This window comes from Pontibacter virosus (genome assembly GCF_003096355.1).
In the GTDB taxonomy this organism is placed as follows: Bacteria; Bacteroidota; Bacteroidia; order Cytophagales; family Hymenobacteraceae; genus Pontibacter; species Pontibacter virosus.
In genome coordinates this window covers 26,363-53,138 of the sequence record NZ_QEKI01000016.1, presented here as the reverse complement: position 1 = coordinate 53,138, position 26,776 = coordinate 26,363, and the positions used below count along the sequence as shown (strand labels likewise).

Sequence of the window (26,776 nt, the reverse complement as noted above, 5' to 3'; positions counted from 1 at the left end):
GATATCAGGTGTTACAGCCTTTAAATTTAACTTCCAAATTACTCCACTACGATCTCATCCAGCATCAGCCAGGTTTTCTGTCCGGCTGACGGGTATTTTTCAGGGCTCACCCCCACACTTCGGATCTTTACTTTCACGAAGCGGGCACGGGTAAGCGGGATTGTGGCAGCAACTTCATGGGTCGTAATGCCTTCTGCACCTAGTGGGTTCGGGTCATCGATCGTATCCACAGTCACATATCGGATGCCATCCACCGACAAGGCATACTCTACCTGAACCGGCAGGAAAATACGATAGCCGATGTGCTGCATAAAGTTGGTGCTCATCCTTTTAATCGGCTGCTCTTTTCCCAGGTCAAGGATCGCCTCCACGTCTGTACCCAGAAAGCCAACCCAGTGGCCGTCATACTGATCCGTCGAGCCTTTCAGGCCGTCCACCAGTTTCGACTTGCCGGCGAAGTTCTGGTGAGCCGGGGTAGTTAATGTGATGCTTTTGTTAAAACCCTTGTGTGCTTCGAAGGTGCGGGTGCTTACTTTGCCAACCAGTTTGCCGTTCACGAAAGAGCCCGCTTTAATAGTCGAAGTTCTGTTGAGCGAAAACGGCCCCTTGTATACCTGCGACCTGGTGTTTGGATCCGATCCGTCCAGGGTATAGTGGATGGTCACATCTGCGGCATCCGTCTCAAAGGTAACGTTGGCCCGGTTGCTTGTCGTGTCTACCTGCAACTGCTGCTTCACATTGAAGGCACTGCGGGCGTAGTTGATGCCCATGGCGTCGTAGCGCTTGTACTGCTCCGTCATGCGGTTCTGGAAGCTTTTCCAGTCTTTTAGTTTGGCAGGCGTCCACAGCACTTCGCTCAAAGCTGCTATGCGCGGGAACACCATATACTCTAGGTGCTCTTCAGTGGAGACGTATTCGGTCCACATGTTGGCTTGCGCGCCCAGTATGTACTTTTTCTCTTCGGCTGACAGTTCGCTCGGCGTTGGATCGTAGGCGTATACCTTAGAAAGCGGGTTATACCCGTGTATGGTGGTCGGTTCGAGGTCGCGCTCGCCTTGGTAGTGGTCAAAGTACAGGGGCGAACCCGGTGACATCACCACGTAGTGCTTTTCTTTGGCGGCCGTTATACCTCCTTTGGTACCGCGCCACGACATTACGTAGGCATTTGGCGCCAGACCGCCTTCCAGAATCTCGTCCCATCCAATGATGATGCGGCCGTTTTTGTTGGCGAATTTCTCCATGCGCTGCACAAAATAGCTCTGCAATTCGTGCTCGTCTTTCAGGCCTTCATCAGCAATGCGCTTCTGGCATTTCGGACATACCTTCCAGCGGGTTTTTGGTGCTTCGTCGCCTCCTATGTGAATGACTTTGCTTGGGAATAGTTCCATTACTTCCGTAAGTACGTCTTCCAGGAAGGCAAACGTCTGCTCGTTGCCTGCGCAGAAAATATCAGGGAAAATACCCCACTTCGATTCTACTTTGTGGGGCCCCCCGTTACACGAAAGCTCCGGATAGGCCGCCAGTGCCGCCAGTGCATGGCCCGGCATTTCGATCTCAGGCACTACGTTGATAAAACGATCCTGCGCATACTTTACCACTTCCTTAATTTGTTCCTGGGTATAGTAACCGCCGTGACGGCGCTTGCGGTAAGTCTGCGGAAGGTCCCAGTAATGGCCGATCAGGGTGCTGTCGCGCCAGGCCCCAACTTCAGTCAGCTTCGGGTGTTTTTTGATCTCGATGCGCCAGCCCTGGTCGTCGGTCAGGTGCCAATGGAAGCTGTTCAGCTTGTGCATGGCCAGGTAGTCGATGTACTGCTTCACAAACTCCACCGGGAAGAAGTGGCGGGTTACATCCAGGTGCATGCCGCGCCAGGTATAGCGGGGTTTGTCCACAATCTGAAGCGCAGGTATAAGCGCCGATTCTGATGTCTTTTGGCCAGGCAGCAGCTGACGCACAGTCTGTATACCTAAAAAAGCGCCATGTGCTTCCTTGGCAGCCAGTGTTATGCGGCCTTGCGTCACGCTCAGGGAATAGCCCTCTGCCCCTAGTGTGTCATTGTCTGTCTTGAGTGTCAGGTAAATCAGGTTTGTCTCTTTTTTCTTCGGTTTCTTCCGGATCACCTCCGGTTTGTGGCCGATGGCCCCTTCCATGTGCTGGGCCAGAAACTCACCTACGCGCAGCAGATCGTCATTTTTAGGATCAACGTATACCTTGGTGGAGGGCTGCACCAGGAAGCCTCCTTTCTGGGTGGTCAACTTCACGGGCTGCGGTATCAGCGACAAAGACTCCGGCTTTACCTGCGCTTGTGAAAGCGTAGCTATACCTGCCGTGCAGAAAAGCGAGAGCAAAAGGGTAAGAATATTTTTTCTGAAAATCATGTCAGAAATGCGTGTTTTTAAGGGTGTTGGTAATGCTTAAGAGCGATGCTGTTTGGTTGATAAAAAAGGCTTCTACCTAAGGAGTCAAGCCTATACTGCTTTTTAACAAGATCCTTACAGGATGACAAAACAAATTGTAACGAGACCTGTGATTAAATCTGGGTCATTTTTACAAACCCGGACAAATAAAAAACAGCTAAAACAAAGCTAAGCAATTTGCTTCGTTTTAGCTGTCATTGTTAAACTAGAATCTCCATTTCACGAAAGCTTCCATGGCCTCGTAGTTAGCAAGGCCCAGGTCATCATAGTTCTTGGCGGTTTCGCGGTTGCGCTCTTCGGCACGTACCCAGAACTCGCGGGCATCGTCACCCGGAAACACCGGATAGTCTTTCTGTGACTGATGCTTGAAGATAGCGTTGCGCTTGCGCTCCACTTCCTGCGGCGACAGCGGCACGGCCATTTCGATCTCGTGGGTAGCGAATTCGTGCCAGGCACCGCGATACATCCACAGCCAACAGTCTTTGGCCCACTCTTCGGTTTCGCGCAGACGGCTTAGGGCGGCCAGCACAATATTGAAGCAAACGATGTGGGTGCCGTGCGGATCGGCAAAGTCGCCTGCGGCAAACACCTGGTGCGGCTTCACCTTCTGCAACAGTTCGATGGTCAACTCCACGTCAATATCGGTCACCGGCTTCTTCACCGTCTTGCCTGTTTCATAGAATGGCAATGCCATGAAGTGAATGTGATCATCATCCAGACCGGCATAACGGGCGCCGGCAATGGCCTCACTCTTGCGGATAAAGCCTTTCACATCGCGAATTTCCTGCGTATCGAGCTGGTTCGGCTGCTTGTTCTCCAGGAAACCGCGCATGTCTTCGTATATGTTTTCCAGGTGATCCGTATCCTGCCCAATGCTCTGGTTGAAGTCGATGGCAAACTCCATGTAGCGCAGCACATCATCGTCCCACACGGCTGTGTTGCCGGAAGTCTGGTACGCCACGTGCACATCGTGCCCCTGGTCCACCAGTCGGATAAAGGTACCCCCCATCGAGATCACGTCGTCATCGGGGTGCGGCGAGAAGATCACCACACGCTTGCGGGCAGGCTCGGCACGCTCCGGACGACGTCTGTCGTCGGCGTTGGGTTTGCCACCTGGCCAGCCGGTGATGGTGCTCTGCAATTTGTTGAAAATATCGATGTTGATCTCGTAAGCCGTACCTTTCTCGGTGATCAGTTGGGCCATGCCGTGGTTGTTGTAGTCCTCCTCGGTCAGTTTCAGGATCGGCTTCTTCACCGTCTCCGACAGCCAGATAACCGCTTTCTTGATCTGGGTATCATCCCATACGCAGTCCTTCACCAGCCATGGCGTATCGAAGCGGGTCAGTTCGGAAGCTGCATCCTGGTCCAGCACAAACTCCACGTTATCAGACAGCTGCAGGTAAGTAGCTGGCACATCGCCCGATATTTCGCCTTCCACCGCTTTCTTTATGATCGGCGCTTTCTTACCGCTCCAGGCCATCAGAATGATCTCGCGCGCTTTGAAAATGGTACCAATGCCCATGGTGATGGCTTTGCGCGGCACATTCTCCTTGCCACCAAAATCGCGGGAGGCATCGCGGCGGGTCAGGTCGTCGAGTGTCACCAGGCGCGTACCTGAGTTTGGCGCAGAACCTGGTTCGTTGAAACCGATGTGGCCCGTACGACCGATACCCAGCAGCTGCAGGTCCAGCCCGCCTACCGACTCAATTTTGCGCTCGTAATCCAGGCAGTAGTCGTGTATTCTCTCCAGCGGCAAAGTGCCGTCTGGTATGTGCACATTGTTTTTGTTGATGTCGATGTGGTCGAAGAGATTCTCGTTCATGAACGTGACGTAGCTCTGCACCGCAGTCGGCTGCATCGGGTAGTACTCGTCTAGGTTGAAGGTGATCACATTGCGGAAGCTCAGGCCCTCTTCGCGGTGCAGGCGCACCAGCTCGGAATATACCTTCACGGGAGTGGCACCAGTGGCCAGACCCAGCACAGCCTTTTCGTTGCGCCCCTGTTTGTATCGGATTAACTCCGCTATACGCTGCGCCACCTTCACGGAAGCGACATATTCATCGGAGTAAACGGTAACCGGAAGCTTTTCAAAACGGGTTTCTTCCAGAAGATTTAATCGTGCCATTTTCTTTGTGCTATAATGTGATGTTGTGTTTCGTTGTTCGCTTATTTCGTTGATTCGATGCGGTGCTCAAAAATGCGCTCCATCACCGTGGCCACCGGTCCCAGTATACCTGCCTGTGCCCCCAGTTTGGAAAGTGCTATTTCAGTGCGCTCGCGCAGCTGCGTCATGCAGTAGGTGTTGATAGATTGCTGGATCGGGGTAGTGATGTATTGCCGGGCTTCAGCCATTTTTCCTCCGATAATGATCAACTCCGGGTTAAACAGCTGTATCAGCATCGCAATGCCTTTGCCCAGGTTGCGGCCTGTTTCGGCCAGTATGTTGATCGCGTACTGATCCCCTTCGTGGGCAGCCTGTATGATGGCTTGCGGTTCTATTTTCTCCGGTTCCTGGTCCGACAGCGCTTTCAGCAAAGTATCCTGCCCGGCCTGCAGTCCTTCGCGGGCCATGCGTGCCAGCGCACTTCCGGATGCTACTGTCTCCAGACAGCCGCGCTTGCCGCAGTGGCACAGTACACCGTTGTCTATAAAAGGAATATGGCCAAACTCACCCGCAAATCCGGAGGTGCCCACACGCAGTTTGCCATCCTGGATGATTCCCAGGCCGATACCCCAATCCAATGTGAGCACCAGCACGTCGCGCTTGCCCTGCGCCGCGCCGAAGCGGTGCTCCGCCAGCGTAATGCTCTTCACGTCGTTCTGAATGTAGACCGGCTTACTGAACCTGAGCGCCAGTAAATCCTGCAGCGGTGTTTCGTCCTGACCAGTAAGCAGATAGGTATAGCTATCGCCTTCGCGGGAAGAAACAAGCCCCGGCATGCTCAAGCCGATGCCCATCAGTTTGTCGGCGTCTATACCCGTCGAAAGCACCAGACTGCTGGCATGTTGGTATAGCTCCTCGACAGCGCTAAGATCCTTAGAAAGCTTTAGTGGAAAGGTATGGATGCCGGTGATGTTGTTGTTCGTACCATCGAAAATGGCCATGCGGGTGCTGAACTTTTCCATTTCGATGCTCAGCACGAAAAGCGAGTTGTTGCGCAGACCGTACAGCTCCGGCTTACGACCACCTACCGATTCGCCTCTTCCCTGCTTCTCCACCAGCCCGTCTGCCATCAGTTCGTTGAGCAAAGCCATGGAGGTCGGCGAACTGATGCTGAAGCGGTTGCAGATATCGGCATTGGACCGGGCACCCTTCACGTACAGGTGCCGCACGATCTTGATTTTCTGAAGGTACTTCTTCCGCTCCACGTGGTTCAGTTTCTCCAGATACCCCTCTTCCATTGCCAGGAATGCGCCCATTCTTTAGTTTTAATGTACTAACATAAAGTACGAGAATTAAGGCCTGATAATCAAATAACTTTTATTAAATTTTTATAAAAGTTTAAGGTGATCCAATAAAAGTTTACCAAATAGCCAGTTGTGGAGATAATTTTTGATAGAACTTGTGTAGTTGCTACAGGAAGATAGGCTGTATACGTGTCCTCCAATAGCGCTTAATGAAAAACAGGCAGGTAAGTTTGGCTCCGCCTATATGAATTGTTTCAATAGGAAAAGCATAAACAAAAGAAGTATGGCTAATGCAGTACGGATGGCGCAAGCGTCCACGCTCGCACCATAAAAAGGAACTCACAAAGATTCCAGATTTCTCCCGCCGGTCGAAATGACAATAAAAAAGGCAGTAGCTCGCGCTACTGCCTCTAAATCATCTAACTTATCACTGCTATACCTTACTCATACAGTGGCTTTTCGCGCAAATCCACCAGCGTCGCCTCAGGCGACACGCGTTTGGCTCGCAGGAAGCGTGCCAGCTCGGAAGCATCATGATTTTCGGCGGATGGGTTCATGCTGTTGATGCGAACGCGGCCGGCAGAATGGATGAACTCCTGGTTACCGCCGATCCACATGCCTACGTGCACGACACGCTCTGGCTTGCCTTCTTTGGCAGGCACGCCGAAGAACAGCAGGTCACCCGGACGCAACTCATCCCAACCTTTGTCGGTGTTGACCAGTTCGCCGATATGAATTTGCTGCGAAGCATCACGCGGCAATACCAGCCCGTTCATAAAGAAAATGGTTTTGGTAAAGCCGCTGCAGTCCATACCCTTCACGGAAGTGCCGCCCCACAGGTATGGCATACCGAGCATTTTTTTGCTGGAAGCTACCAGATTCTCTTCAGTTGGTTTGCGGGTGGCTACCCACTCCTTGAAATCCATTGCTTCGGCAGCAGCAACAAAACCGGTGCGGCCGTCCGGGAAGCTAACTTCGTAGTGATCTTTTGTCTTGTTCTTCAGCACCATCACGTCGCCATACACCATGTCTGATACGGTAGTAGCATTTTTGTCTGCCTTAGCGTGGGCGAACCCATAAGTTTTGGTGTAAATCAATTTCTTTCCCTGCTGCCACTTGTTGAAGGCTGTTTGGTCCATCAAGGCCACACCGCCGTAGTCCACCCAAGCCAGGTAGTGGTCGGGCGTCTGCACCAGGTACCAACTGTCTTTCTTCTTCCATACCTTAAGCGGAGTGCCCATGGTGGCCTGCGTGGCTAGTTCGGCAGAGTGCTTTGGCTGCGAGCGCAGGTTGGCTACCGAGATCGTCACGATGGCCTGGTTCTTCCCCTCGAGGGCTGCTTCCGGCAGCACCTGTATGCTGTCTACGAACGTCACATTGGCCGCCTGCAAACGCTTCAACAAATCGGCTTTGGCCTCGGGCATGTTGGTCTCACCCCGCAGCACATTACCATTGGGCTCCACATCAAACAGCGCTACCCGCTTGTCTGGCGCAAACTGTTGCCGCACAGCATCAATGTGTGTTTTGGCCGGGGAAGCTGCAGCCTCCACCTTAGTTGCTGTAGCAGTTTCGGAGGTAGTGGTTTGTGTGCCGGTGCAGGAAGCAAGCACCAGCAAAAACAAAAGCACGAATGGGTTCTTCTTGATCATAGTATCGGTTTTAAATCGGCTGTCAGCCCGCGAGCCTGTTGCCAGCATTATTCACTAAACATTTATCTCTCTATAATAATTCGTTACTGAGGCGCCACCAGCTGCATGAGTATGCTGGAGATGTAGGCGCCATAGGTTCCCACCGCATAGCCTAGTATTGCCAGCAGCACTCCTACCGGAGCCAGCGCCGGGTGAAAGGCTGCCGCCACAATTGGCGCTGAGGCAGCTCCGCCCACGTTGGCCTGACTTCCCACTGCCAGGAAAAAGAATGGTGCCTTTACCAGTTTACCCACGATAAAGAGCAACAGCATGTGCATGGAGATCCAGATGATTCCTACCAGGAACAGGCCTGGCTGGCTCACAATGGCGGTCACGTCCATCTGCATACCGATGGTCGCCACCAGGATGTAGAGGAAAATACTGGCAATACGGGAAGCCCCCGCGCCTTCCAGGTTACGGACTTTGGTGGTAGAAAGGAGCATACCGAAGGTGGTGGCCAGCACCACCAGCCAAAAGAAACCGGAAGTAAGGCTGAAACGGGCCAGGTCTGGTGCATTAGCCTCGATCCAAGGGGCGATGATATCAGCGAAGAAGTGCGCCAGGGCCGTAAGACCAAACCCTACACCCGCAATCAGCATCAGATCTGGCATTGTCGGAATTCGCATGATGCTTTGACGATACTGCTCGATCTTGTTCTTCAGGTCATTCACAGCTGAGCTGTCGGCTTTAAAGAAAGCATCTATCTTCTCAGACCTGCCTGACCCGTACAACAGCACTGCCATCCAGATGTTGGCCACGATCACGTCCACCGCGATCACGGCAGAGAACAGGTTCGGGCTGGGTTGGAAGATCTCGTACATGGCCAATTGGTTGGCGCCGCCGCCAATCCAGCTACCCGCAATGGTAGTCAATCCGCGCCACACGGCATCAGGACCCTGCCCGCCCACAATATCGGGTGCGAAAGTGGAGACGATGAGTATAGCCAACGGACCACCGATAATGATGCCAACCGTACCCGTAATAAACATTAACCCCGCTTTGTGGCGCAGCTTCCAGATCTCTTTCAGGTCGAGGCTGATGGTGAACAGCACCAAACTCGCCGGCAACAGGTAACGTGAAGCCATCCCGTACAGGGCTGACGTTTCTCCTGAGATGATATTGAGCGAGTTTAGTATGCTTGGAATGAGGTAACAGAGCAAAAGCGACGGCACAACCGAGTAGAATTTCTTGAACACGGTACGCTCACTCGATGAGGTTTTGAAGATAATGGCAAGGATGACGATGAGAATGCCCAGCACGACGGCATCGTTGGTTATGAGGGGTGCTGTAGCGGCGGCGGTTTCTTCCATGAAAAGCAGGTTTCCCTGTTGAAAGGGTGTTTAGTTTAAATTTTTAGGCTTTTTATTGATGTAATCTGAATCTTTCCGGTGCTGTAATAGCGGTTATTGATATCCTTTTTGAGCTTGTCTCAGGTAAACTGATTTACCAACCCCGTTAATCGCTGAATATCCTCCTCCTGATGCGCACTACTCAGAATAATCCTTGTGATCGGGTCATCCGCAGGCGTTGGGTAGCGGAAGCTGGAAATGATCACGCCATGCTCCTGCAGGTACGCCGCCAACTGGTGTTCGCGCACCCCAAAGACCGGATACCTTTCAAAGTAACTGAATTGCTCCGGTCGCTCCAAATGCCCCAGGAAATAACTGATGTTAGCGAACAGCTTCTGTCGTGCTTCTTTGAACACGGACTCGCATCGCAAAAAGGCATACAGGTAGGCAGGTATAGCAGGGGACGCGCCACCGAAATAATGGCTGTGCCGCAACTTATCCACCAGGGCCTTATCGCCTAACACCACCCCGGCAGGTATACCCAGGGCTTTGCCCATAGAGCTCGCCACTACCAGCCGAACGTTTGATTGTAGACGGGCTTTTAGCTGCGCGAACACACCGGCTCCATCTTCACCTGTCACCCCAAAGCCATGCGAATCGTCTACGATCAGCGTGATTTGCTTATCAGTAGGCAGAGCACTCAACCAGCTGAAACCGTGATTGCGGGCCTTCAACGGGTCAAGGGAGTTGCAGACCAGGATGATGTGCTCTTCCTTCGCTGACTTGACCTGCTGCAGCATTGGAGCAACCCAGGCGTCGTAATCGCCGGTAACTTCGTCGGCGGTGCTGCGCCAGAGGGCTGGATGGGTGTTTGGAGCATAGATAAAATGCCCGTTCCCCTGCAGCGTCTGCACCAGCGCCTGCCCCGCCAGGTAACCCGAGGACATGGTAAAGGCCGCCTCAGCCCCGGTATACCTCGCCAGATACTCCTCGGCCTCCTCAAACACCCGCAGCTGCAAGTTGGAGTTACGAGAGCTGGAGTAGTTGGTGCCGTAGCGGGCCATTCCCTCCAGCACGCAATGCCTGAATGCTTCGTTGACAGGTATACCCAGGTAGGAGGTCCCGCTAAAGAACAGGAACTCCTCCCCGTCTATCACCAGGGTGCGGCCCGGCAACTGGTCCGTGTATACCTTGTTGGCCATTAGGCGGTCAGGGTAACGCCTGTACCGTTCACGTTTTCACTGTAGCTCACCTTGCCGTAGTCGATGGTTACGCCGGTTGCAATGTCTTTGCTCAGCAAAAGAGCGCCGTCCATGTCCACATAGTCTAGCATAGGCAGCAGCTGCGCGATGGCCGATATACCTACGCTGGACTCCGTCATGCAACCTACCATCACTTTCATACCCAGGCTCTTGGCTTCTGCGATCATACGACGGGCAGGTGTCAGGCCACCACATTTGGTGAGTTTGATGTTCACGCCATGAAACAGGCCGTGGCACTTGGCTACGTCACTTTCAGTAATGCAGCTCTCATCAGCGATCAGCGGCAGTTCGGAGCGCTCATATACAGCCTTCATGCCTTCCAGATCGTCGGCTTTCATCGGCTGTTCGATGAATTGCACCCCCAGTTCTTTCAATTGTTTCGAATTTTCGATCGTCTCCTCCATACCCCAGGCGCAGTTCGCGTCCACACGGAACACGGCGTCGGTGTGCTTGCGCAGCTCTTTGATAATGGCCACGTCTTCTTTCGTACCCAATTTGATTTTGTACAGCGGCCACGGCATTTCCTGCAGCTTTTTCACCATGTTTTCAATGGAGTCGATGCCGATGGTATAGTTGGTGAGCGGCATGTTCTTGGCTTCCAGGCCCCAGATTTTGTAGAGCGGCTGCCCTTTCATTTTGCCGAACAGGTCATTAGCAGCCAGGTCGAGTGCACAGAGAGCAAAGGGATGATCCGCCAAATGCGGCTGCATCTGCGCCCAGAATTCCTCCGGTGAGGTCAGCTCTGTCGACTCGATCTTCTCGCGAATGTTCTCCAGCGCTGCCGTCATGCTCTCGATGGTGAAGCCGTAGTACGGATTGCTGGTTGCCTCGCCATAGCCTTTGTGCTCACCGTGCTGCAGCTCCACGATCATGGTAGGCTGCACATCGCGGGAGTCGTAGGAGATGGTGAAGGTATGCCGCAGCGGCAGGTCAAAAGAGCGTATCGTTAGTTTCAACATGGTGTTGGTTTGTTTGTGTGGTCAGGTATAGATAGTTGTTAATTGCTGATTGTTGTTTTCTTCATCACCTACTCCCAACGGGGACTTTTCCACTGTGGCGATTATTAGGTTTAAGCCTTGTATAGGCTGTCTATTTCTGACAGGCCGTTATCCAATTATACACCCCCCTGCCCCTCTCAAGAGGGGAATTACACAGGCGATATTCCTCTCTTGAGAGGGGCAGGGGGGTGTTCATCAGTACTTCTCGTGCACCTCCGTCATAATGCGCTCCATGGCGCTTCTTATCTCAGACGAAGATGTTTTAAAGTTGTTGTTCATAAAGCTGTACATCAAGAGTTTCCCACTCTTCGTGATGATATACCCACTTTGGTTGTGTACGTGCGCCAGCGTACCCGACTTACCGAACACATAGGGTACATCCGCTTTGTAGATGTTCCGGAATGTGCCTGGCCTGCCTCCAACCGCCAGCATGGGCAGCAGCTTTTCTCTTGGGCGCTCGGCATGCATTTTCTGCAGCAGCGCGATAATGCTGCGCGGCGTGAACATGTTCATGGAAGAGAGGCCAGAGCCATCGATCCATACCGGCGCGTCCGGCAGGTCAGATAAGTAATTCTGCACGGCGTACTTGATGGCACGCTCCACCGACAGCGTATCAGAGAAAGTGCCGGAGCTCAGCATCATCAATTGCTCAGCCATCAGGTTGTCGCTCACCTGCAGCATGCGCTTGAACACGGAATCGGCAGGCAGACCGTAAAGAATCTGGCCACCGGCAGGTATAGGGCGCTTCACCAGCTTCACGGGGCGCTTCAGGGTGTCGGCCAGGAGTTGCACGGTGAGTTCCGGCGAGGTGATAAAAGGCACTTCCTGCGAGAAGGCGATGGCTGCTCGTTTCGGGTTGTATGCAATGTCGTTCGCGCGCCATGCTCTGCGGAAAGTGTCGCGGTGCGCGTTTTTGGTAGTGTCCGGTTTCACGTGCTTTTTGAAGAAAACCGGTGTGGTGGTATAGGCCGTGGTGCTGTCTTTCTTGAATTTTACGATGTTGCCATGGATCGGGAAAGGACTGCGCTCCGGCTGGTAATAGTAGTTGTAATCGTCCCAGCCCCAGTTGGTGGCGAATGGCGTGCTGGTCATGGGCGCCTCGATGTAGTAGAGTTTCTCTTTGCGGTTCTTCAGGAAATCGTAGGCGATGCTGTTCTGCAGGTCCATGTGCGTGAAGGTCGGGTCCCCGGTGCCCCAGAAGATCAGCGAGTCGCCTTTGGCCATGTACTTGAGCGCAGGTATAGAATCGCCCAGCATTTTGGAAGCCGCATAAAACGTGAACAGCTTGGTGTTGGAAGCCGGCACAAAGTACTTATCGGCATTATGCTCCACCACCGCCTTGCCCAGCTCCGGGTCATACAGCACAAAGCCCACAAAACTTTGCTGCAATGCCGCTACCTCCATTACCTGCCGCTGAATCTCCGCCGGTCCATAGGGCGCAGGCGCTTCCGCTACGGGTTTGGCAGCGCTACAGCCGAGCAGGAAAAACAAGCTGAGGCAGGGTATAAGTTTTAAGGTATAGCGGGTGAGCAGAGGTTTGGTCATATTAAAGGAGAGTCAGTTTAGTATCCCAATTTACAAATACTTCTGATACAGGTTATAAAGTATCAGCTTCTCGTCTTCAGTCAGCGGGCTGTTTACATCATTCTGGATGAAGTGGATCTTGAAAGCACGCACGGCAGCCTCCGGATTGCGCACATCATAACCGATGATGCGAAGGGCATCTAGTGGATTGAAGTGCTCGGGAAGCGTATACTTTGGCACTGTCTCCATCACCAGCAGTGGTGTTGGGTCGCCCTCAGCGCCTACAGGAACTTCGCGCAGCACTAGTTCTTTATCCAGCACATCCTCGTCGAACCATAGCCCAAAACCGTTATCTGCCAGCTTCTTCCATGGGAACAGCGGGCTCGGGTCTACTTTACGTGCCGGTGCGATGTCTGCGTGGCCAATGAAGTTCTCGGCAGGTATACCGTGCTCTTTTTTGAGCTTGCCCAATACGGCAATTAGGCTGGTAATCATCTCCTCCGGGAAGAGCTCTGAGCCATTGTTATCGAGTTCTATACCGATGGAGCTGGAATTAAGGTCTGTATTGCTGCCCCACCTGCTATTGCCGCCGTGCCAGGCGCGCATGTGGTCGTGTAACATCTGGTATACCTTACCGTCGCGCCCTATCACATAGTGTGAACTCACACTGGTTTTAGGCATGGTGAAGGTCTTCAGGGTCTGCTCTGTGGAGTTCTGCGCCGTGTGGTGAATAATGACAAAGTTGGGCTTACGGAGGTTAAAATTGGTAGTACCCACCCAATAATCGCCTTGCGGGTAGGTATACTCGCCGGTTGGGGCCGCAGGTATAGCGCGCAGCGATTTGGCGTAGGCTTTGGCTTGTTTTTTATAAGACTTGTTGGTAGCAGCATAAGGGTTAGTAGCGCAGCTTGCCAGCAGACCGCAACCTAGTAACAGCGTAAGTGCTTGAGTAAAAATACGTTTCATTCTTTGTTTACTTGTTAAGTAAATATATTAAATCAATTTGGCTATACCTGTCGCAGGGTTAGCCTTGGTGCAGATGTTGACTGTGCATAATGCCATTTTTTAACTAGCGTTGCTACTTTTCAGCTAAGGCAACCTGTGTTGTTGTATAGCTTCGCCTGTGCGGCGGGCACCTACTTTTTTCCTTGATGAAAAAAGTAGGCAAAAAAGTCAAGAAGATTTTAAACTCGCTGACCGCTCAGACACAAAATCGTCAAGAGTTCACCGGGTTAATGTGTCTTTTTCATAGCCGAGATACAAGTTAGTCTAGCTATACCTGCCAGTGGTGTGTGTCATGTGCCACAAAGCTTTTACCTTGAAATGGCAATTCCAGATTCCCCGCCTTGGATAAGGAGGGGTTAGGGGTGGTTGGACCCGGTATAGCAAATGAACTGCGGAACCTACAACACCTATAGCTTGGAACTGCCGCAAACCGAAAAGTCCCCCTTCGAAGGGTGCAGGGGGATGACAATCGATCCCAATCTCACTTTTTAAGGCACAGGTGCGCTCTAATCAACTACCAACCACCACGCTACTAGGTATACCCACCGCAACATCGTATATTTGATACTGATTACTTACTTACTCCACGCCACTAATATTGCTTTTATTTGCAGGAATTTAAAAAATTACCGCAAATAAAAATACTTATACCTGAAAACTGTTAAATTGCAGTGTATCTGATAGTAAATAAACCTATATCACCTTGAAACCATCCTATTACTTCTCGATGGCCTTTGTTTTGCTGCTGATTTTCGGCACAAACAACCTGCAAGGCCAGTCTAACAAAGCAAAACCAGGCAAGGCTACTGCCAAGAAAGCGACAGCTACCAGCTATATGCCGGGCCGCGACGCTGATTTCCTGCAGTACATCAACAGCCGCTGGGTCGACTCTGTGATGAAGACCCTGACGCCGGAAGAGCGCATTGCGCAGCTGATCTCGATCCCGGTCTACTCCAACAAAAACCAGGCGCACATCGACTCGATCAGCAACATCGTGAAGACCTATAAAGTGGGTGGGATGATTTTCTTCCAAGGTGGTCCGGTGCGTCAGGCTAAAATGACCAACCGCTACCAGCAGGAAAGCAAAGTGCCGCTGATGATCTCGATTGACGGTGAGTGGGGTCTGGCCATGCGCCTCGACAGCACGGTTCGTTTCCCGTACCAGATGGCCCTGGGCGGCATCGACAACGAGCGCCTCATCTACGAGATGGGTGCCGAGATTGCACGCCAATGCCAGCGCCTGGGGGTGCATGTGAACTTCGCTCCTACCGTGGACATCAACAACAACGCCAACAACCCGGTGATCGGCTTCCGCTCTTTCGGCGAAGACAAGTATAATGTGGCTAGTAAATCACTGGCTTACATGAAGGGCATGCAGGACAACCGCGTGCTGGCCAGCGCCAAGCATTTCCCGGGCCACGGCGACACCAACGTGGACTCCCACTACGGTCTGCCACTGATCAACTTCTCACGCATCCGCCTCGACTCCACTGAGCTGCACCCGTTCCGCGCCCTGATGGACAAAGGATTGGGCAGCGTGATGGTGGCACACATGAACATCCCGGTACTCGATAACACGCCAAACCTGGCCTCTACCCTTTCGAAGCCAATCGTAACAGATTTGCTCAAAAACGAGCTCAACTACAAAGGGCTTGTGTTTACCGATGCCCTCAACATGCAGGGCGTGGCCAAGTTTTACCCGCCTGGTGTTGTGGACGTAAAAGCACTGGTAGCCGGTAACGATGTGATGCTGAACACGATGGATGTGAAAACGACCATCGAAGAAGTAAAGAAAGCCATTGCCAACAAGGAGATCACACAGGCTGAGATCGACTTTCGTGTTCGTAAAGTATTGGCTGCCAAGCAATGGGTGGGCCTCGACAAGTGGGAGCCGATTGAGACGAAGAACCTGATCGCCGACCTCAACAATCCGCATGCGCAGTACCTGAACCGCCAGCTGACTGAGGCTTCGCTCACGCTGTTGCGCAACAAAAATCACATCCTGCCGATCCAGACGCTCGACACGTTGAAGGTAGCGGCTCTGGCGATTGGCACGAAAAAAGAAACCGCTTTCCAGCGCGACCTGGCCCGCTATACCCAGGTAGACACTTTCTTCCTGCAGCCAACCAATTCAATAGAAGAGCTGTTAGCCATGAAAGAGAAGCTAAAGGACTACAACCTGATCATTGCCGGCGTGCACGCGCTGCAGCTCAAGGCAGGAAGTAGTAATTTCGGTATCACTGCTGAGATGAACCTGTTTCTGAAAGAGCTTATCCGCAACAAGAAAACCATCGTGAGCGTGTTCGGCAACGTCTATAGCCTCGCCGAAATGGAGAGCCTCGACAAAGCTGACGCCGTGATAGCCGCCTACCAGGAGAATGCAGTTACACAGGACCTTGTTTCGCAAATGATTTTCGGAGGTATAGGCGCTACGGGCAAACTACCGGTAACGGTGAGTAACTCCTTTAAGATTGATGACGGTTTGCTGACCCGCGGCGGCTGGCGCATGGCCTACTCCATGCCGGAAGCAGTCGGCATCAAATCGCAGGACCTGGCAGGTATAGATTCACTCGTACACCAGGCGATACGTGAAGAAGCCGCTCCGGGTGCGCAGGTGCTTGTAGCCAAAGATGGCAAAGTGATCTATCACAAAGCCTTCGGTCACCATACCTACGACAAGGAACAGCCCGTGCGCGTAGACGACCTCTACGACCTGGCTTCTGTGACCAAAATCAGCACCTCCATGGCTGCGCTGATGCGCCTGAAAGGTGAAGGCCGCTTCGACGAAAACCAGACCCTGGGCACTTACCTCCCAATGGCAGCCGGCACGAACAAAGCTGACCTAAACTACCGCGACATCCTCACGCACCAGGCCCGTTTGAAATCCTGGATTCCATTCTGGAAAGAGACCGTGAAGAAGAACGGCAACTTCAAGTGGCGTACGTTTAAGGCGGATTCTTCGGCTCGTTTCCCGATCAAGGTAGCCGACAGTCTGTACATCCACCGCAAGTATGCCGACAAGATCTACAAGGAGATCATGGAGTCGCCACTGAACGAGAAGCCAGGCTACGTATACAGCGACCTGTCGTTCATCCTGGCCCCGAAAGTAGTGGAGAGCATCACAGGCGTAGGCTTTGAGACCTACCTGCAGCACTCCATCTACCAGCCTATCGGCGCGACGACTTTGACGTTCAATCCATACAAGCATTACCCGGCTTCCCGCGTGGTGCCAACCGAGTTTGAACCGCATTTCCGTAAGCAGCTCCTCCACAGCACGGTGCATGACGAGGGCGCTGCCATGCTGGGCGGTGTAAGCGGTCATGCTGGTCTGTTCGGCAACTCCAACGATGTGGCTAAGCTGATGCACCTATACCTGAACGATGGAATGTATGCCAACAAGCGCTATATCGCAGAGAACGTGGTGAAAGAATACAGCAAGTGCCAGTTCTGCGAGCAGGGCAACTACCGCGCCCTCGGCTTCGACCGTCCGGCCAAACCGGGTGCTCCGAACAGCAATGCAGCCCCAAGTGCTCCGGTAGAGAGTTTCGGTCACTCCGGCTTCACGGGCACTTATACCTGGATCGATCCGGTGAACAACCTGGTGTATGTATTCCTGAGCAACCGCGTGAACCCGACCCGCGAAAACAACAAGCTGAGCAAGCTCAACACCCGCACCGGCGTGTTGCAAGTGGTATACGACGCCATGGGCAAGAGCAAGGAAAAACAGCCTACAGAGGCATCTGCGAAATAAAGATGAAGGTATAGGCGCCTTGCTTTTGGCAGGGCGCCTATTTTTTTTAAACTCCCGAAACACGCTATACTTAAACCGCCTTATCCCCATGACTAAACTCTCCACAGCCCCTCCCCTGACAGGCGCTGGTTTACTCAGACCTCAAACGTATGAGCGTTACCTTTCTCTTGACGTGCTCCGCGGTCTCACCATCGCCCTGATGATCGTAGTAAACAATCCCGGAAGCTGGGGGAGCATTTATGCGCCTTTCAAGCATGCCGCCTGGCACGGCTTTACGGTCACAGACCTGGTTTTCCCCTCTTTCCTGTTCGTGGTCGGCAATGCCATGAGCTTCAGCATGCGCAAGTTCGAAACTCAGCCTGACAGCGTATTCCTGCGCAAAGTGTTCAAACGCACAGTCCTTATTTTCCTAATTGGCCTGTTCCTCAACCTCTTCCCTTTTGTAATGCGCAATCCGGAAGGGGCTATTGTGCTGAAGGATTTCACGGCTGTTCGCATTATGGGGGTGCTGCAGCGGATAGCACTATGCTATTTCATCGCCTCGCTAGCAGTGCATTATCTTAAGTTTAAAGGAGCCGCTATTTTCAGTGTGGTGGTGCTGTTGGGCTACTGGGCTATGATGTACTTCTTCGGCGATTCCGCTGATCCGTATAGCCTTGCCGGCAATGCCGCCCGCAAGTTCGACGACCTGATCATACCTGAAACCAACCTTTACAAAGGCTTCGGCATACCTTTCGACCCGGAAGGATTGCTGAGCACGCTGCCTTCCGCCGTGAATGTAATAGCCGGATACTTTGCTGGCCTGTTCATCCAGAAAAGCGGCAACAGCCTGAGCACCGTCTTTAAGCTTCTACTGGCAGGTGCTGCGCTAGTAGCAACCGCCTTAGTTTGGGATATCTACTTCCCGATCAACAAGCCGATCTGGACGAGCTCTTACGTGCTGCACTCCGTGGGTCTGAGCGTGATGCTGATCGCCGGTCTGATGCTCGTCATCGAAGTGCTGGGCTTTGTGAAGTGGTCTTATTTTTTCGAGGCATTCGGCAAGAATCCGCTATTCATTTTTGCCTTCGCCACACTGGTCATCAAGCTCCTCAACTTCATCCGCATAGACGACATGAGTCTGCAGAAGTGGCTCTATACCCACCTCTTCCTGAGTTGGTCAGAAGGGAAGACGGCCTCTCTCCTTTTCGCCCTGGCCTATATGCTGGTGATGTGGGTGATCGGCTTCTGGATGGATAAGAAAAAGATTTATGTGAAGGTATAAGTTGAAGATTTATACCTATGAAAGCCTGTTCCTTAGCTGGGGCAGGCTTTTTTGTTTACTATAGTTTGCCAGCTTTTTCGAGGGTCTCTATCCCTAGAGAGAAGAAAGGTCCGCACAGAGTAGTTATCCCTTGCCCCCTTCAAAGGCAGGGCCGTTTCATTTTGAGGAAGTATGCATCGCAACCACTGTCATTCTGTAAAGAAGCTTGTGAAAAGGGAGGTTAAGCTCTCGCGACTAGCCCACAAGATCCTTTCAGGATGACAAATGAAATGGCCCTGCTTTCAAAGGGGGGCTGTTCCATTCAGACGAATTCTCCCCTTGAGGGGAGCGAGAGGGGGTTTACATTTGTTGAAGAATTGCACGGAAGTTAACAGTTAGCATCTCTTTTCCGATATTGACACTCCTATAATTTCCTCAAGAGGTTAGTATTAATAATTAAACAGCCCAAACCTTTAAAAGGGAGACTTTCTACTGGAAGATCCTCTCTTGAGAGGACAGGAGTAGGTTAATGGTGTAAAACTCCTGTTTTGGAGGAAATATCTTCGAAAAAAGGGTGATACCGGTGACGCATCTCTATAAATCCTTTACCAAAAATCAGTGTATATAACATCCTACATATTTTCAGAAAAAAATCTATATTTGGTTTTCAAAGATTAAACACGACCAGGATGTTAAAGGAGGAACGGCAGGCTTTTATTATCAAGCAGATAAATCTGCACAATAAGGTGCTTTCATCGGATTTGAGCTTGAAGCTCAATGTATCGGAAGACACCGTTAGAAGAGACCTGAACGAGTTGGCCGAAAGTGGTCAGATCCTGAAGGTACACGGTGGCGCCTTGTCAAAATCTTTCCACTATCCTTTCAGTCAGTCGGAGGTCTACGCCAAAGAGTCAAAAAAAGAAATTGCCCGCAAGGTGATCGACTTGCTGCAGGATGGTATGAGTGTACTGGTAGGCGGTGGTACGACCATGATCGAGGTGGCCCGCATGATACCTGACACCCTGCGCTGCACCTTTTTCACCGTAAGTCCGCTGGTAGCGCTGGAACTGGCCGAGCGTCCCAATATCAACGTAATCTTGCTGGGCGGTCAACTCTCCAAGAACTCCCACATTATGATTGGCGCGCAGGTGGTCAACCAACTTTCCGAGATTAAGGTGGACCTGTGTATCCTCGGCACTAACTCCCTCTCTGTAGAAGACGGCCTCACCGACTCTGACTGGGAAGTGGTGCAGGTGAAGAAGGCCATGATCCGCTCTGCCAAGAAAACCGCCATTATGAGCATCGCCGAAAAACTCGGATCCGACCAGAACATGAAGGTATGCGACCTCAACTCAATCCATTACCTGATAACGGATTTGAAGCCGGAAGATGCAAGCTTGATGGAGTATGCCGCGGTGGTGGAAGCGGTTTAAGTGTATATAACCTTAATTTTAAGATCATGAAGACTATCCGATTGGCCATCTTGATGAGTAGCGTGCTGTTCTTCACCTCTTGTGAAGATGACTCTGCCAACCCAATTGAATTGACCGGTGACTGGCAGTCGAAAAGTATTTATGTGAAAGGAAAATTACAGGAAGATATTAGTAACTCGACCTGGTTACTTTTGAAAAGGGATAATGTATTTCAAAGGAATTATGTAATTGGCAAATGGTCTTTGAATGGGAAGAACCTTGCGCTTTCTCCAAATGCAGACATATCAGTTCAACCGATGAGCTACCAAGTTGTAGATTATTCAGGTGACTCCATGACCTTGCAGATTACCTTGACAGAACGTGAATACGGTTGGGATTTTGAAGACGCGGAGCCCGATGAATTGATTACCGTAACAGAAATGTACAGTAAGAAACAATAACTACTAATAGTATACCTCAGCAGCTTCTGCTCACAGCTAAGACCATAGAAAAATAAAAACACCAACGCCTGCTCCTAACTGAAGCGGGCGCTAGTGTTTTCTGGACTTGCTTCATAATTACAAACACTCATCCAGCAGATAGACAATCGACTCGTAGTTGCGGCCAACCGCTTCTGTCATTGCCATTTCGCAGGTTTTGGCTGAAGAGTAATACCCGTCATACTCCCGCTGTTTTACCTCGGCTGCCTCCGGTGCAGTGGCGGATGCGGTGAGCTCTGGCACTATGAAACCACGGTCGCCGGCCATGCCGCAGCAACCCGCGTGCATCGGTACAGTTACTTCCTCAGCCAGCTGTCTGGCTATACTTACAAAGCGCCCTTCCAGCCCCATTTTCTGCAAAGAGCAAACAGGGTGCAGCACTATGTTTGCTTTCTTGCGCTGAACAGTGGCTTGGGGAAGGATGAAGTCGGCGATGTAGTCGATGCTGTCGATGATCTTGATAGAGTCGAACTTCTGCTTGTTCTCGGCAGTGAGCACCGGACGGCAGTTCTGCAAGGTATGGGTGCAGGAGGTGATATCGAGCACCAGCGGCAAACGGCCTTTGTCCGTCCACTGCCATACTTTCTCTATCGTTTCATTGGCAGTGTAAGCGAATGCCTGGCTATACCCTTTGGAAGAAAATATCTGTCCGCAGCAGGCCTCTTGCACATTCTCTGGTATAGTAAATTTCAGCCCTACTTTATCCGACACACTTTTGAAGGTATCGATGATGTTTTTCTTGTCTGACTCTGCAGCGCCCATGGTACGGGAAATACACGTCGGGAAGTAAACAACAGCAGCCTCTGCTACAGGTGCTGTCGCGTTAGCCATAGATTTGGCTATACCTGGCGCCGGGGCCAGTTGCTTTGTCCAAAGCGGGAATGATGGGATCATGTCCTTCACTTCTTCTGTCAGCCTAGAGAGTGTGTTGGCACCCAGGAGTTTATTCACACCCGCTCCTGCCTGCAACCCAAACTTAACAACTGACGACACAGGTTTGAAATTCTTGGCCACCATCAGCGCCACCTGGTTTGCCAGCTCGCTGTGGTTCTCGCGGCGCAGGCGCTTCACCAGGTCACCGGTGTTGATGTCTACCGGACAGGCGGTGGCGCAGAGGCCATCTACGGCGCAGGTGTCCAGCCCGTCGTACTGGTATTGGTTCAGGAGCTCTTTATGCTCTTTCTTCTTGCCTTTACGTTGCAGGTTCAGCAGTTCGCGGCGCACCACAATGCGCTGGCGTGGCGTGAGCGTCAGGTTGCGGCTTGGGCATTTGTGCTCGCAGAAACCACACTCCATGCAGCGGTCCACTTCCTCCTCCACCTTCGGCAGTTCCTTCAGGTGTTGGATGTGGGCGTTTTGGTCGTGGTTGATGATCACGCCAGGGTTAAGCAGGTTCTCCGGATCTACTACCTGTTTCAACGCTTTCATGATGCGGTATATCTCCGGCCCCCATTCGGTCTCTACAAACGGCGCCATGTTGCGACCCGTGCCGTGCTCGGCTTTCAGGGCACCCTCGTATTTTTTCACCACCAGCTTCACCACTTCTTTCAAGAAACGGTCGTAGCGGGTCACTTCTTCCGGCGAGTCAAAGGCTTGCGTCACCACAAAATGGATGTTGCCGTCTTTGGCGTGCCCAAAAATGATGGCGTTGCTATACCCATGCTTTCGGAAGAGCTCCTGCAAATCTAGGATAGCGTCGCCAAGTTGAGCAACCGGTACGGCAATATCTTCAAGCAATACGGTACTGCCACTGGCACGCACGGCGCCCACGGCCGGGAACATACCTTTGCGCACCTTCCATAGCAGTCCCTGTTCGATAGGGTCGGTTGTGAAGACAGGTTGCTCCAGCAAGGCCAGTTCGGGTGCCAGCGCCATGAATTTCAGAATCTTCGCCTGTACCTCTTCGTGTGTGTCCGCTTGAAACTCGACCAACAGAGCCGCTGCTGTTTCTGGCAAGGTTTTAATCACAGCCGGTACACCTGCCATGTGCTCGATGGAGCGCAACGAAGCCCTGTCCATCAACTCCACGGCTTCAGCACCCGCCTCTGTCAGTGGCACGATGGCCTGGCAGGCAGCGTAAATGTCGGGGAAGTAAAGTAAAGCCGTCGATTTGGCCGGATAATCGGGTACGGTTTGAAGCACCGCCTCGGCAATGAAGCCCAGGGTACCTTCTGCCCCAATGAGCAAGTGTGCCATGATATCGAGTGGGTGCTCAAAATCGATGAAGGCGTTGACAGAGTAACCAACCGTGTTCTTGGTCTTATACTTGTGCCGGATCAGGTAGTGCAGTTCCGGATTGTTGCGAATCTGTTGCTTGATCTGCTGCAGCGTCAGGTATAGCTCCGGGCACTCCTCGCTGAAGCGCAGGTAGTCAATTTGCTTTTCGGTAGTATAGCACTGTCCATTTGGCAGCACGAAGCTGATGTACCGGGTGGTATGGTAGGAGTTCTTGCTCACGCCGCAGCACATGCCACTGGCGTTGTTAGAAAGGATACCGCCCATCATAGCCGAATTGATACTGGCCGGGTCCGGACCGATTTTGCGCTTGTACGGACGCAGGTGCGCGTTCACAATGGCACCGATCACGCCGGGCTGTACCCGTACCTGTGCCCCCTCCTGTTCTACCTGCACCCTGTTCCAGAACTGGCTCAAATCAACCAGTATGCCGTCTGTAATCGACTGCCCGGAAAGGCTGGTACCGGCCGTACGGAATGTAAGCGGTGCCTTATGCTGATGTGAAAAGGCGAAAAGCTGTTTGATCTCCTCTACTGACACCGGCTGCACCACGGCCTTCGGCCTCAAGTAGTAAAAGCCCGCGTCAGAAGCGTAGGACACGACATCGATCAGGCGTGCCCGTATGCGCGCTTTTGGCAAAATGCTCTCCAAAAGCAATGCTATATCCATAGGAGGTAAGTTCTTAGTAAGTTGTCTGTTTCACTTTGGGACCTCTTTCGGCCTCTTCCAGGGCATCCATCATCATACCGCCCCCTGGCTTGCTGGTCACCAACAACAGGATAAAGGTAATGGCGGCATTGACCACAATCAGCTCAAAACCCATAGCATAACCTGTCCAATCAACAGAGTTGCTGTCCAGCACATAAGTCAGGATCGGTGAAAGGATGCAGATGTAAGGCACCAGTTTGTCGGCCACGGCACGCTTGTTGGCCATACCGAATGCAAACAAGCCCAGCAGCGGACCATAGGTATAGCCGGCCGCTTTAAAGATGGCGTTCACCACAGAATCGTCGTTAATAAGCCTGAACACCAGGATCACCAGCAACATCACCACCGAAAACCCGACGTGCACTAAATGGCGGGTGCGGATTAGCTTGATATCGTCATGATTGGCCTTTTTGGTGAAGTTCAGGAAATCCACGCAGAAAGAAGTGGTAAGTGCTGTCAGCGCTGAGTCAGTCGTGGCAAAAGTAGCGGCGGTCAGGCCCAGCATAAAGATGATGGCCGGAATCATGGCCATGTGGTTCAGGGCAATTTCCGGGAACAGGTGGTCAGGAGTTGCCAAGGCCGTCACGTCAATGCCATTGGCTTCGGCATACATGTAGAGCAAAGCGCCTACACTCAGAAAGAAAATGTTGATCGACACGAAAACGCCCGTGAAGGTGAGCATGTTCTTCTGCGCCTCGCCGATGTTTTTGCAGCTCAGATTCTTCTGCATCAGGTCCTGGTCCAGGCCCGTCATGGCGATGGTCACGAAAATACCGCCGATGAAATGCTTCAGGAAGTGGCTCTTTGTTCCCAGAAAATCTTCCCAGAAGAACATCTTGGAGTAAGAGCTGTTCTTCACCGCCTCAAAGGTTTGCACCACGTTCAGGTCGAGGCTATTGGCGATGAAGATGATGGAGAAGATAACAGAACCAATGATGAACACGGTCTGCAGCGTATCAGTAATTACAATCGTCTTGAGACCGCCTTTGTGGGTATAGAGCCAGATCAGAATAAGGCAAATCGCTACCGTTGCCACGAATGGCACGTTCCATGCATCGAAGATGAAGCGCTGCAGCACGATGGCCACCAGGTATAGTCTGAAAGCCGAACCAATGGTGCGCGACACCAAAAAAATCATCGCCCCTGATTTGTAGCTCCAATAGCCGAATCGCTTCTCCAGATAGGTATAGATGGAGATCAGGTTCATGCGGTAGTAGAGTGGCAGGAGCACAAAGGCGATCAGGACAAAACCGACCGTGTTGCCGAGCACAAACTGGAAATAGCCGAAACTACTGTTGATCACCGCCCCCGGCACCGAGATGAAGGTCACGCCTGACAAGGCAGTACCGATCATACCAAAGGCCACGAAGTACCACTTCGAATTGCGGTTGGCGATAAAGAAACTGGAGTTATCTGAAGCGCCTTTCGAGGTAAAATAGGATATACCTATCAGCACCGCGAAATAGCCGATCAGGAAAGATAGAAGGATAATTGGCGACATAATACGTTAATTGTTCATTCGCGAAAGATGGCCGTCGGCACCTCTGCCTATACCAAGCGCTTCCGCACATGATTGTAAGTTACTAAGTTTTGCCGAAATGGCGGTAATGTTACAGGATCAGCTCTGTTAAAACCTTGCCCCAGCATGTTTGAATCTCCATATAGGGCCCTACCCCAAGGATTTTCAGGATTCAGGGATTTACAGGATTTTCGCAGATGCCTGATCCAACTATCCCTACCTGCAGGCATGGAGTTTGCAATTGCCAGTTAGTAGATTCCGCTCTGTAGTTTTTGACATCAAATACCAATCCTGGTGATACCCAACCCTGCCCCCTTCTCTAGAGAAGGATTGTTTCAATCTTTTTTTTGTCATCCTGAAAGGATCTTGGTTGAATTAGAGGGGCCCTCCCCCCGGAGGTTAAGTAGTTGCTATAACCCACCCCTGCCCCTCCCAAGAGGGGAATTTTGGCCATTACCAACTCACAGGTATAAGCCTTGTCGCTGCAGCGGTTCCATTGCTAAAACGGGTCCAACAACTTCTAACCCCTCTCCCGAAACAAGTTCAGGATCTTCGACTTATCCAAGGTGGGAAACCTTTAGCTGCCATTTGTTAGGTATAAGCGTAGTAAGTTACTTTACTCGCAAGTTCCGCTGACAGACATCGAAAGACTAACTTGCCCCCTGGACTATGCAACAGATCACCGTGCCAGGTGCACAAAACGACGCTCCACTGTTTGAGCGGTCAGCGAGTGGGGGTAGGGGCCCTCGATTTGGAGCATCTTGACTTTTTTGCCTTCTTTTTGTGTCAAGACAAAAAGAAGGTGCCCGCCGCACAGGCGAAGCTATAAGATAACTCTGCTTGCTATACCTGCAACAGCCGCCGCTATACTAGCAAAAACTTCTGCTCAAGCGGCCAGAGTCCGCTGTACATCTCACACTCGCAGGACGCGAGCGAGGGCAGTGCCTTCCAGAAGCTTTAAAGCAAGAAGGCAGAAGCCCTACTTCGACACAAACACACTCGCTACAGCCTTCCGCACACTTCCATGCTTCTCCAGCAGAGCAGATGCGGTTGCTTCATCAGCACCGGTCTCCGACATCACCATGCGCACGCCGCGGTGGTAAAGCTTGTGATTGGTCAGCTGCATATCCACCATCTTGTTGCCACGCACGCGGCCCAACTGGATCATAACGGTTGTGCTGAGCATGTTTAACACCAATTTCTGGGCAGTGCCGGCTTTCATGCGGGTGCTGCCGGTCACGAACTCAGGACCTGCTACCACCTCAACCGGGTACTGAGCCTCTGCAGCTACCGGGCTGCCGGTGTTGCACACGATACAGCCGGTTGCCAGACCATATTCGTTGGCCATACGCAGACCACCGATCACGTAAGGCGTGGTACCAGAGGCGGCTATACCTACGATCACGTCATGCTCGTCAAGACCATACTCCTTTAAGTCTTCCCAAGCCTGCTCCATATCGTCTTCGGCAAACTCAACGGCTTTGCGGATGGCTGTGTCACCACCGGCAATCAGACCTACCACCATATCAAATGGCACACCGAATGTTGGCGGGCACTCCGAAGCATCCACCACGCCCAAACGGCCGCTGGTGCCGGCGCCGATGTAGAACAAGCGGCCACCTTTTTTCATGCGATCCGCCACTACCTCAGCCAGTTTCTCTATTTGTGGAATTGCCTTTTCAACGGCAAGGGGTACGCTTTTGTCTTCCCGGTTGATGTTCTCCAGCACTTCCCTCACCGACATCTTTTCCAGGTCGCTATAGTTCGAGTCTTTCTCGGTTGTAATTTCCATTTTGTGTAAGTATAAATCCTTCTAA

Annotated in this window: 16 protein-coding genes; 4 read left to right on the top strand and 12 right to left on the bottom strand. The window is 52.0% G+C overall.

Going from position 1 to position 26,776, the window contains the following annotated elements:
* Positions 1-38: 38 nt before the first annotated feature.
* From C8E01_RS18015 to C8E01_RS17975, 9 genes are all read right to left on the bottom strand, one after another.
* Positions 39-2,378, bottom strand: a complete 2,340-nt coding sequence (locus tag C8E01_RS18015; protein WP_116544858.1) for a beta-N-acetylhexosaminidase — start codon at positions 2,376-2,378, stop codon at positions 39-41.
* Positions 2,379-2,622: 244 nt separating this feature from the next.
* Positions 2,623-4,596, bottom strand: a complete 1,974-nt coding sequence (nagB, locus tag C8E01_RS18010; protein ID WP_116544857.1) for a glucosamine-6-phosphate deaminase — start codon at positions 4,594-4,596, stop codon at positions 2,623-2,625.
* Positions 4,584-5,837 (bottom strand): ROK family transcriptional regulator, encoded by a 1,254-nt coding sequence (locus C8E01_RS18005; RefSeq protein ID WP_116544856.1) that lies wholly within the window; start codon positions 5,835-5,837, stop codon positions 4,584-4,586. Before C8E01_RS18005 ends, nagB begins: the two co-directional genes overlap by 13 nt.
* Positions 5,838-6,265: 428 nt before the next feature.
* Positions 6,266-7,474, bottom strand: a complete 1,209-nt coding sequence (locus C8E01_RS18000) for a C40 family peptidase (RefSeq protein ID WP_116544914.1) — start codon at positions 7,472-7,474, stop codon at positions 6,266-6,268.
* 83 nt (positions 7,475-7,557) lie between these two features.
* Positions 7,558-8,823, bottom strand: a complete 1,266-nt coding sequence (locus C8E01_RS17995) for a DUF819 family protein (RefSeq protein WP_116544855.1) — start codon at positions 8,821-8,823, stop codon at positions 7,558-7,560.
* 119 nt (positions 8,824-8,942) lie between these two features.
* Positions 8,943-10,004 carry an aminotransferase class I/II-fold pyridoxal phosphate-dependent enzyme gene (locus C8E01_RS17990; RefSeq protein ID WP_116544854.1) on the bottom strand — a complete coding sequence of 354 codons (1,062 nt, stop codon included), beginning with the start codon at positions 10,002-10,004 and terminating at the stop codon, positions 8,943-8,945.
* A complete protein-coding gene (locus C8E01_RS17985; protein WP_207774913.1) occupies positions 10,004-11,023 on the bottom strand; it encodes a dipeptide epimerase in 1,020 nt (339 codons plus the stop codon). The genes C8E01_RS17990 and C8E01_RS17985 overlap by 1 nt, the downstream gene beginning before the upstream one ends.
* 234 nt (positions 11,024-11,257) lie before the next feature.
* On the bottom strand, positions 11,258-12,607 hold the full coding sequence (locus C8E01_RS17980) for a D-alanyl-D-alanine carboxypeptidase/D-alanyl-D-alanine-endopeptidase (protein ID WP_116544853.1): 1,350 nt from the start codon (positions 12,605-12,607) through the stop codon (positions 11,258-11,260).
* A 30-nt stretch (positions 12,608-12,637) separates the two neighbouring features.
* Positions 12,638-13,552: an N-acetylmuramoyl-L-alanine amidase gene (locus C8E01_RS17975; protein WP_116544852.1), complete on the bottom strand. Its 915-nt coding sequence runs from the start codon at positions 13,550-13,552 to the stop codon at positions 12,638-12,640.
* 742 nt (positions 13,553-14,294) lie between these two features.
* Between C8E01_RS17975 and C8E01_RS17970 the strand changes: the two genes are divergently transcribed.
* The 4 genes from C8E01_RS17970 (at position 14,295) to C8E01_RS17955 (ending at position 20,458) form a co-directional block, all read left to right on the top strand.
* Positions 14,295-17,342: a glycoside hydrolase family 3 N-terminal domain-containing protein gene (locus tag C8E01_RS17970; protein WP_116544851.1), complete on the top strand. Its 3,048-nt coding sequence runs from the start codon at positions 14,295-14,297 to the stop codon at positions 17,340-17,342.
* A gap of 88 nt (positions 17,343-17,430) precedes the next feature.
* Entirely contained in the window at positions 17,431-18,606 is a 1,176-nt protein-coding gene (locus C8E01_RS22225) for an acyltransferase family protein (RefSeq protein ID WP_243409676.1), read from the top strand.
* A gap of 668 nt (positions 18,607-19,274) precedes the next feature.
* On the top strand, positions 19,275-20,018 hold the full coding sequence (locus tag C8E01_RS17960) for a DeoR/GlpR family DNA-binding transcription regulator (protein WP_116544850.1): 744 nt from the start codon (positions 19,275-19,277) through the stop codon (positions 20,016-20,018).
* Positions 20,019-20,044: 26 nt separating this feature from the next.
* Positions 20,045-20,458 carry a hypothetical protein gene (locus C8E01_RS17955; RefSeq protein WP_116544849.1) on the top strand — a complete coding sequence of 138 codons (414 nt, stop codon included), beginning with the start codon at positions 20,045-20,047 and terminating at the stop codon, positions 20,456-20,458.
* 117 nt (positions 20,459-20,575) lie between these two features.
* Here the strand turns inward: C8E01_RS17955 and C8E01_RS17950 are convergent, their stop codons facing one another.
* From C8E01_RS17950 to murQ, 3 genes are all read right to left on the bottom strand, one after another.
* Entirely contained in the window at positions 20,576-23,401 is a 2,826-nt protein-coding gene (locus C8E01_RS17950) for an FAD-binding and (Fe-S)-binding domain-containing protein (protein WP_116544848.1), read from the bottom strand.
* Positions 23,402-23,414: 13 nt separating this feature from the next.
* On the bottom strand, positions 23,415-24,941 hold the full coding sequence (locus tag C8E01_RS17945) for a sodium:solute symporter (RefSeq protein ID WP_116544847.1): 1,527 nt from the start codon (positions 24,939-24,941) through the stop codon (positions 23,415-23,417).
* 997 nt (positions 24,942-25,938) lie between these two features.
* Positions 25,939-26,751 (bottom strand): N-acetylmuramic acid 6-phosphate etherase, encoded by an 813-nt coding sequence (gene murQ / locus C8E01_RS17940; RefSeq protein ID WP_116544846.1) that lies wholly within the window; start codon positions 26,749-26,751, stop codon positions 25,939-25,941.
* Positions 26,752-26,776 lie beyond the last annotated feature (25 nt).

What these genes read in the sequence shown, in the direction of transcription:
- C8E01_RS22225 (WP_243409676.1), top strand. Translation starts at nt 17,431, where the DNA reads ATGACTAAACTCTCCACAGCCCCTCCCCTGACAGGCGCTGGTTTACTC.
- C8E01_RS17950 (WP_116544848.1), bottom strand. Translation starts at nt 23,401, where the DNA reads ATGGATATAGCATTGCTTTTGGAGAGCATTTTGCCAAAAGCGCGCATA.
- C8E01_RS17945 (WP_116544847.1), bottom strand. Translation starts at nt 24,941, where the DNA reads ATGTCGCCAATTATCCTTCTATCTTTCCTGATCGGCTATTTCGCGGTG.
- C8E01_RS17985 (WP_207774913.1), bottom strand. Translation starts at nt 11,023, where the DNA reads ATGTTGAAACTAACGATACGCTCTTTTGACCTGCCGCTGCGGCATACC.
- C8E01_RS17960 (WP_116544850.1), top strand. Translation starts at nt 19,275, where the DNA reads ATGTTAAAGGAGGAACGGCAGGCTTTTATTATCAAGCAGATAAATCTG.
- C8E01_RS17990 (WP_116544854.1), bottom strand. Translation starts at nt 10,004, where the DNA reads ATGGCCAACAAGGTATACACGGACCAGTTGCCGGGCCGCACCCTGGTG.
- C8E01_RS18000 (WP_116544914.1), bottom strand. Translation starts at nt 7,474, where the DNA reads ATGATCAAGAAGAACCCATTCGTGCTTTTGTTTTTGCTGGTGCTTGCT.
- murQ (WP_116544846.1), bottom strand. Translation starts at nt 26,751, where the DNA reads ATGGAAATTACAACCGAGAAAGACTCGAACTATAGCGACCTGGAAAAG.
- C8E01_RS18005 (WP_116544856.1), bottom strand. Translation starts at nt 5,837, where the DNA reads ATGGGCGCATTCCTGGCAATGGAAGAGGGGTATCTGGAGAAACTGAAC.
- C8E01_RS17975 (WP_116544852.1), bottom strand. Translation starts at nt 13,552, where the DNA reads ATGAAACGTATTTTTACTCAAGCACTTACGCTGTTACTAGGTTGCGGT.
- C8E01_RS17980 (WP_116544853.1), bottom strand. Translation starts at nt 12,607, where the DNA reads ATGACCAAACCTCTGCTCACCCGCTATACCTTAAAACTTATACCCTGC.
- C8E01_RS18015 (WP_116544858.1), bottom strand. Translation starts at nt 2,378, where the DNA reads ATGATTTTCAGAAAAAATATTCTTACCCTTTTGCTCTCGCTTTTCTGC.
- C8E01_RS17955 (WP_116544849.1), top strand. Translation starts at nt 20,045, where the DNA reads ATGAAGACTATCCGATTGGCCATCTTGATGAGTAGCGTGCTGTTCTTC.
- C8E01_RS17995 (WP_116544855.1), bottom strand. Translation starts at nt 8,823, where the DNA reads ATGGAAGAAACCGCCGCCGCTACAGCACCCCTCATAACCAACGATGCC.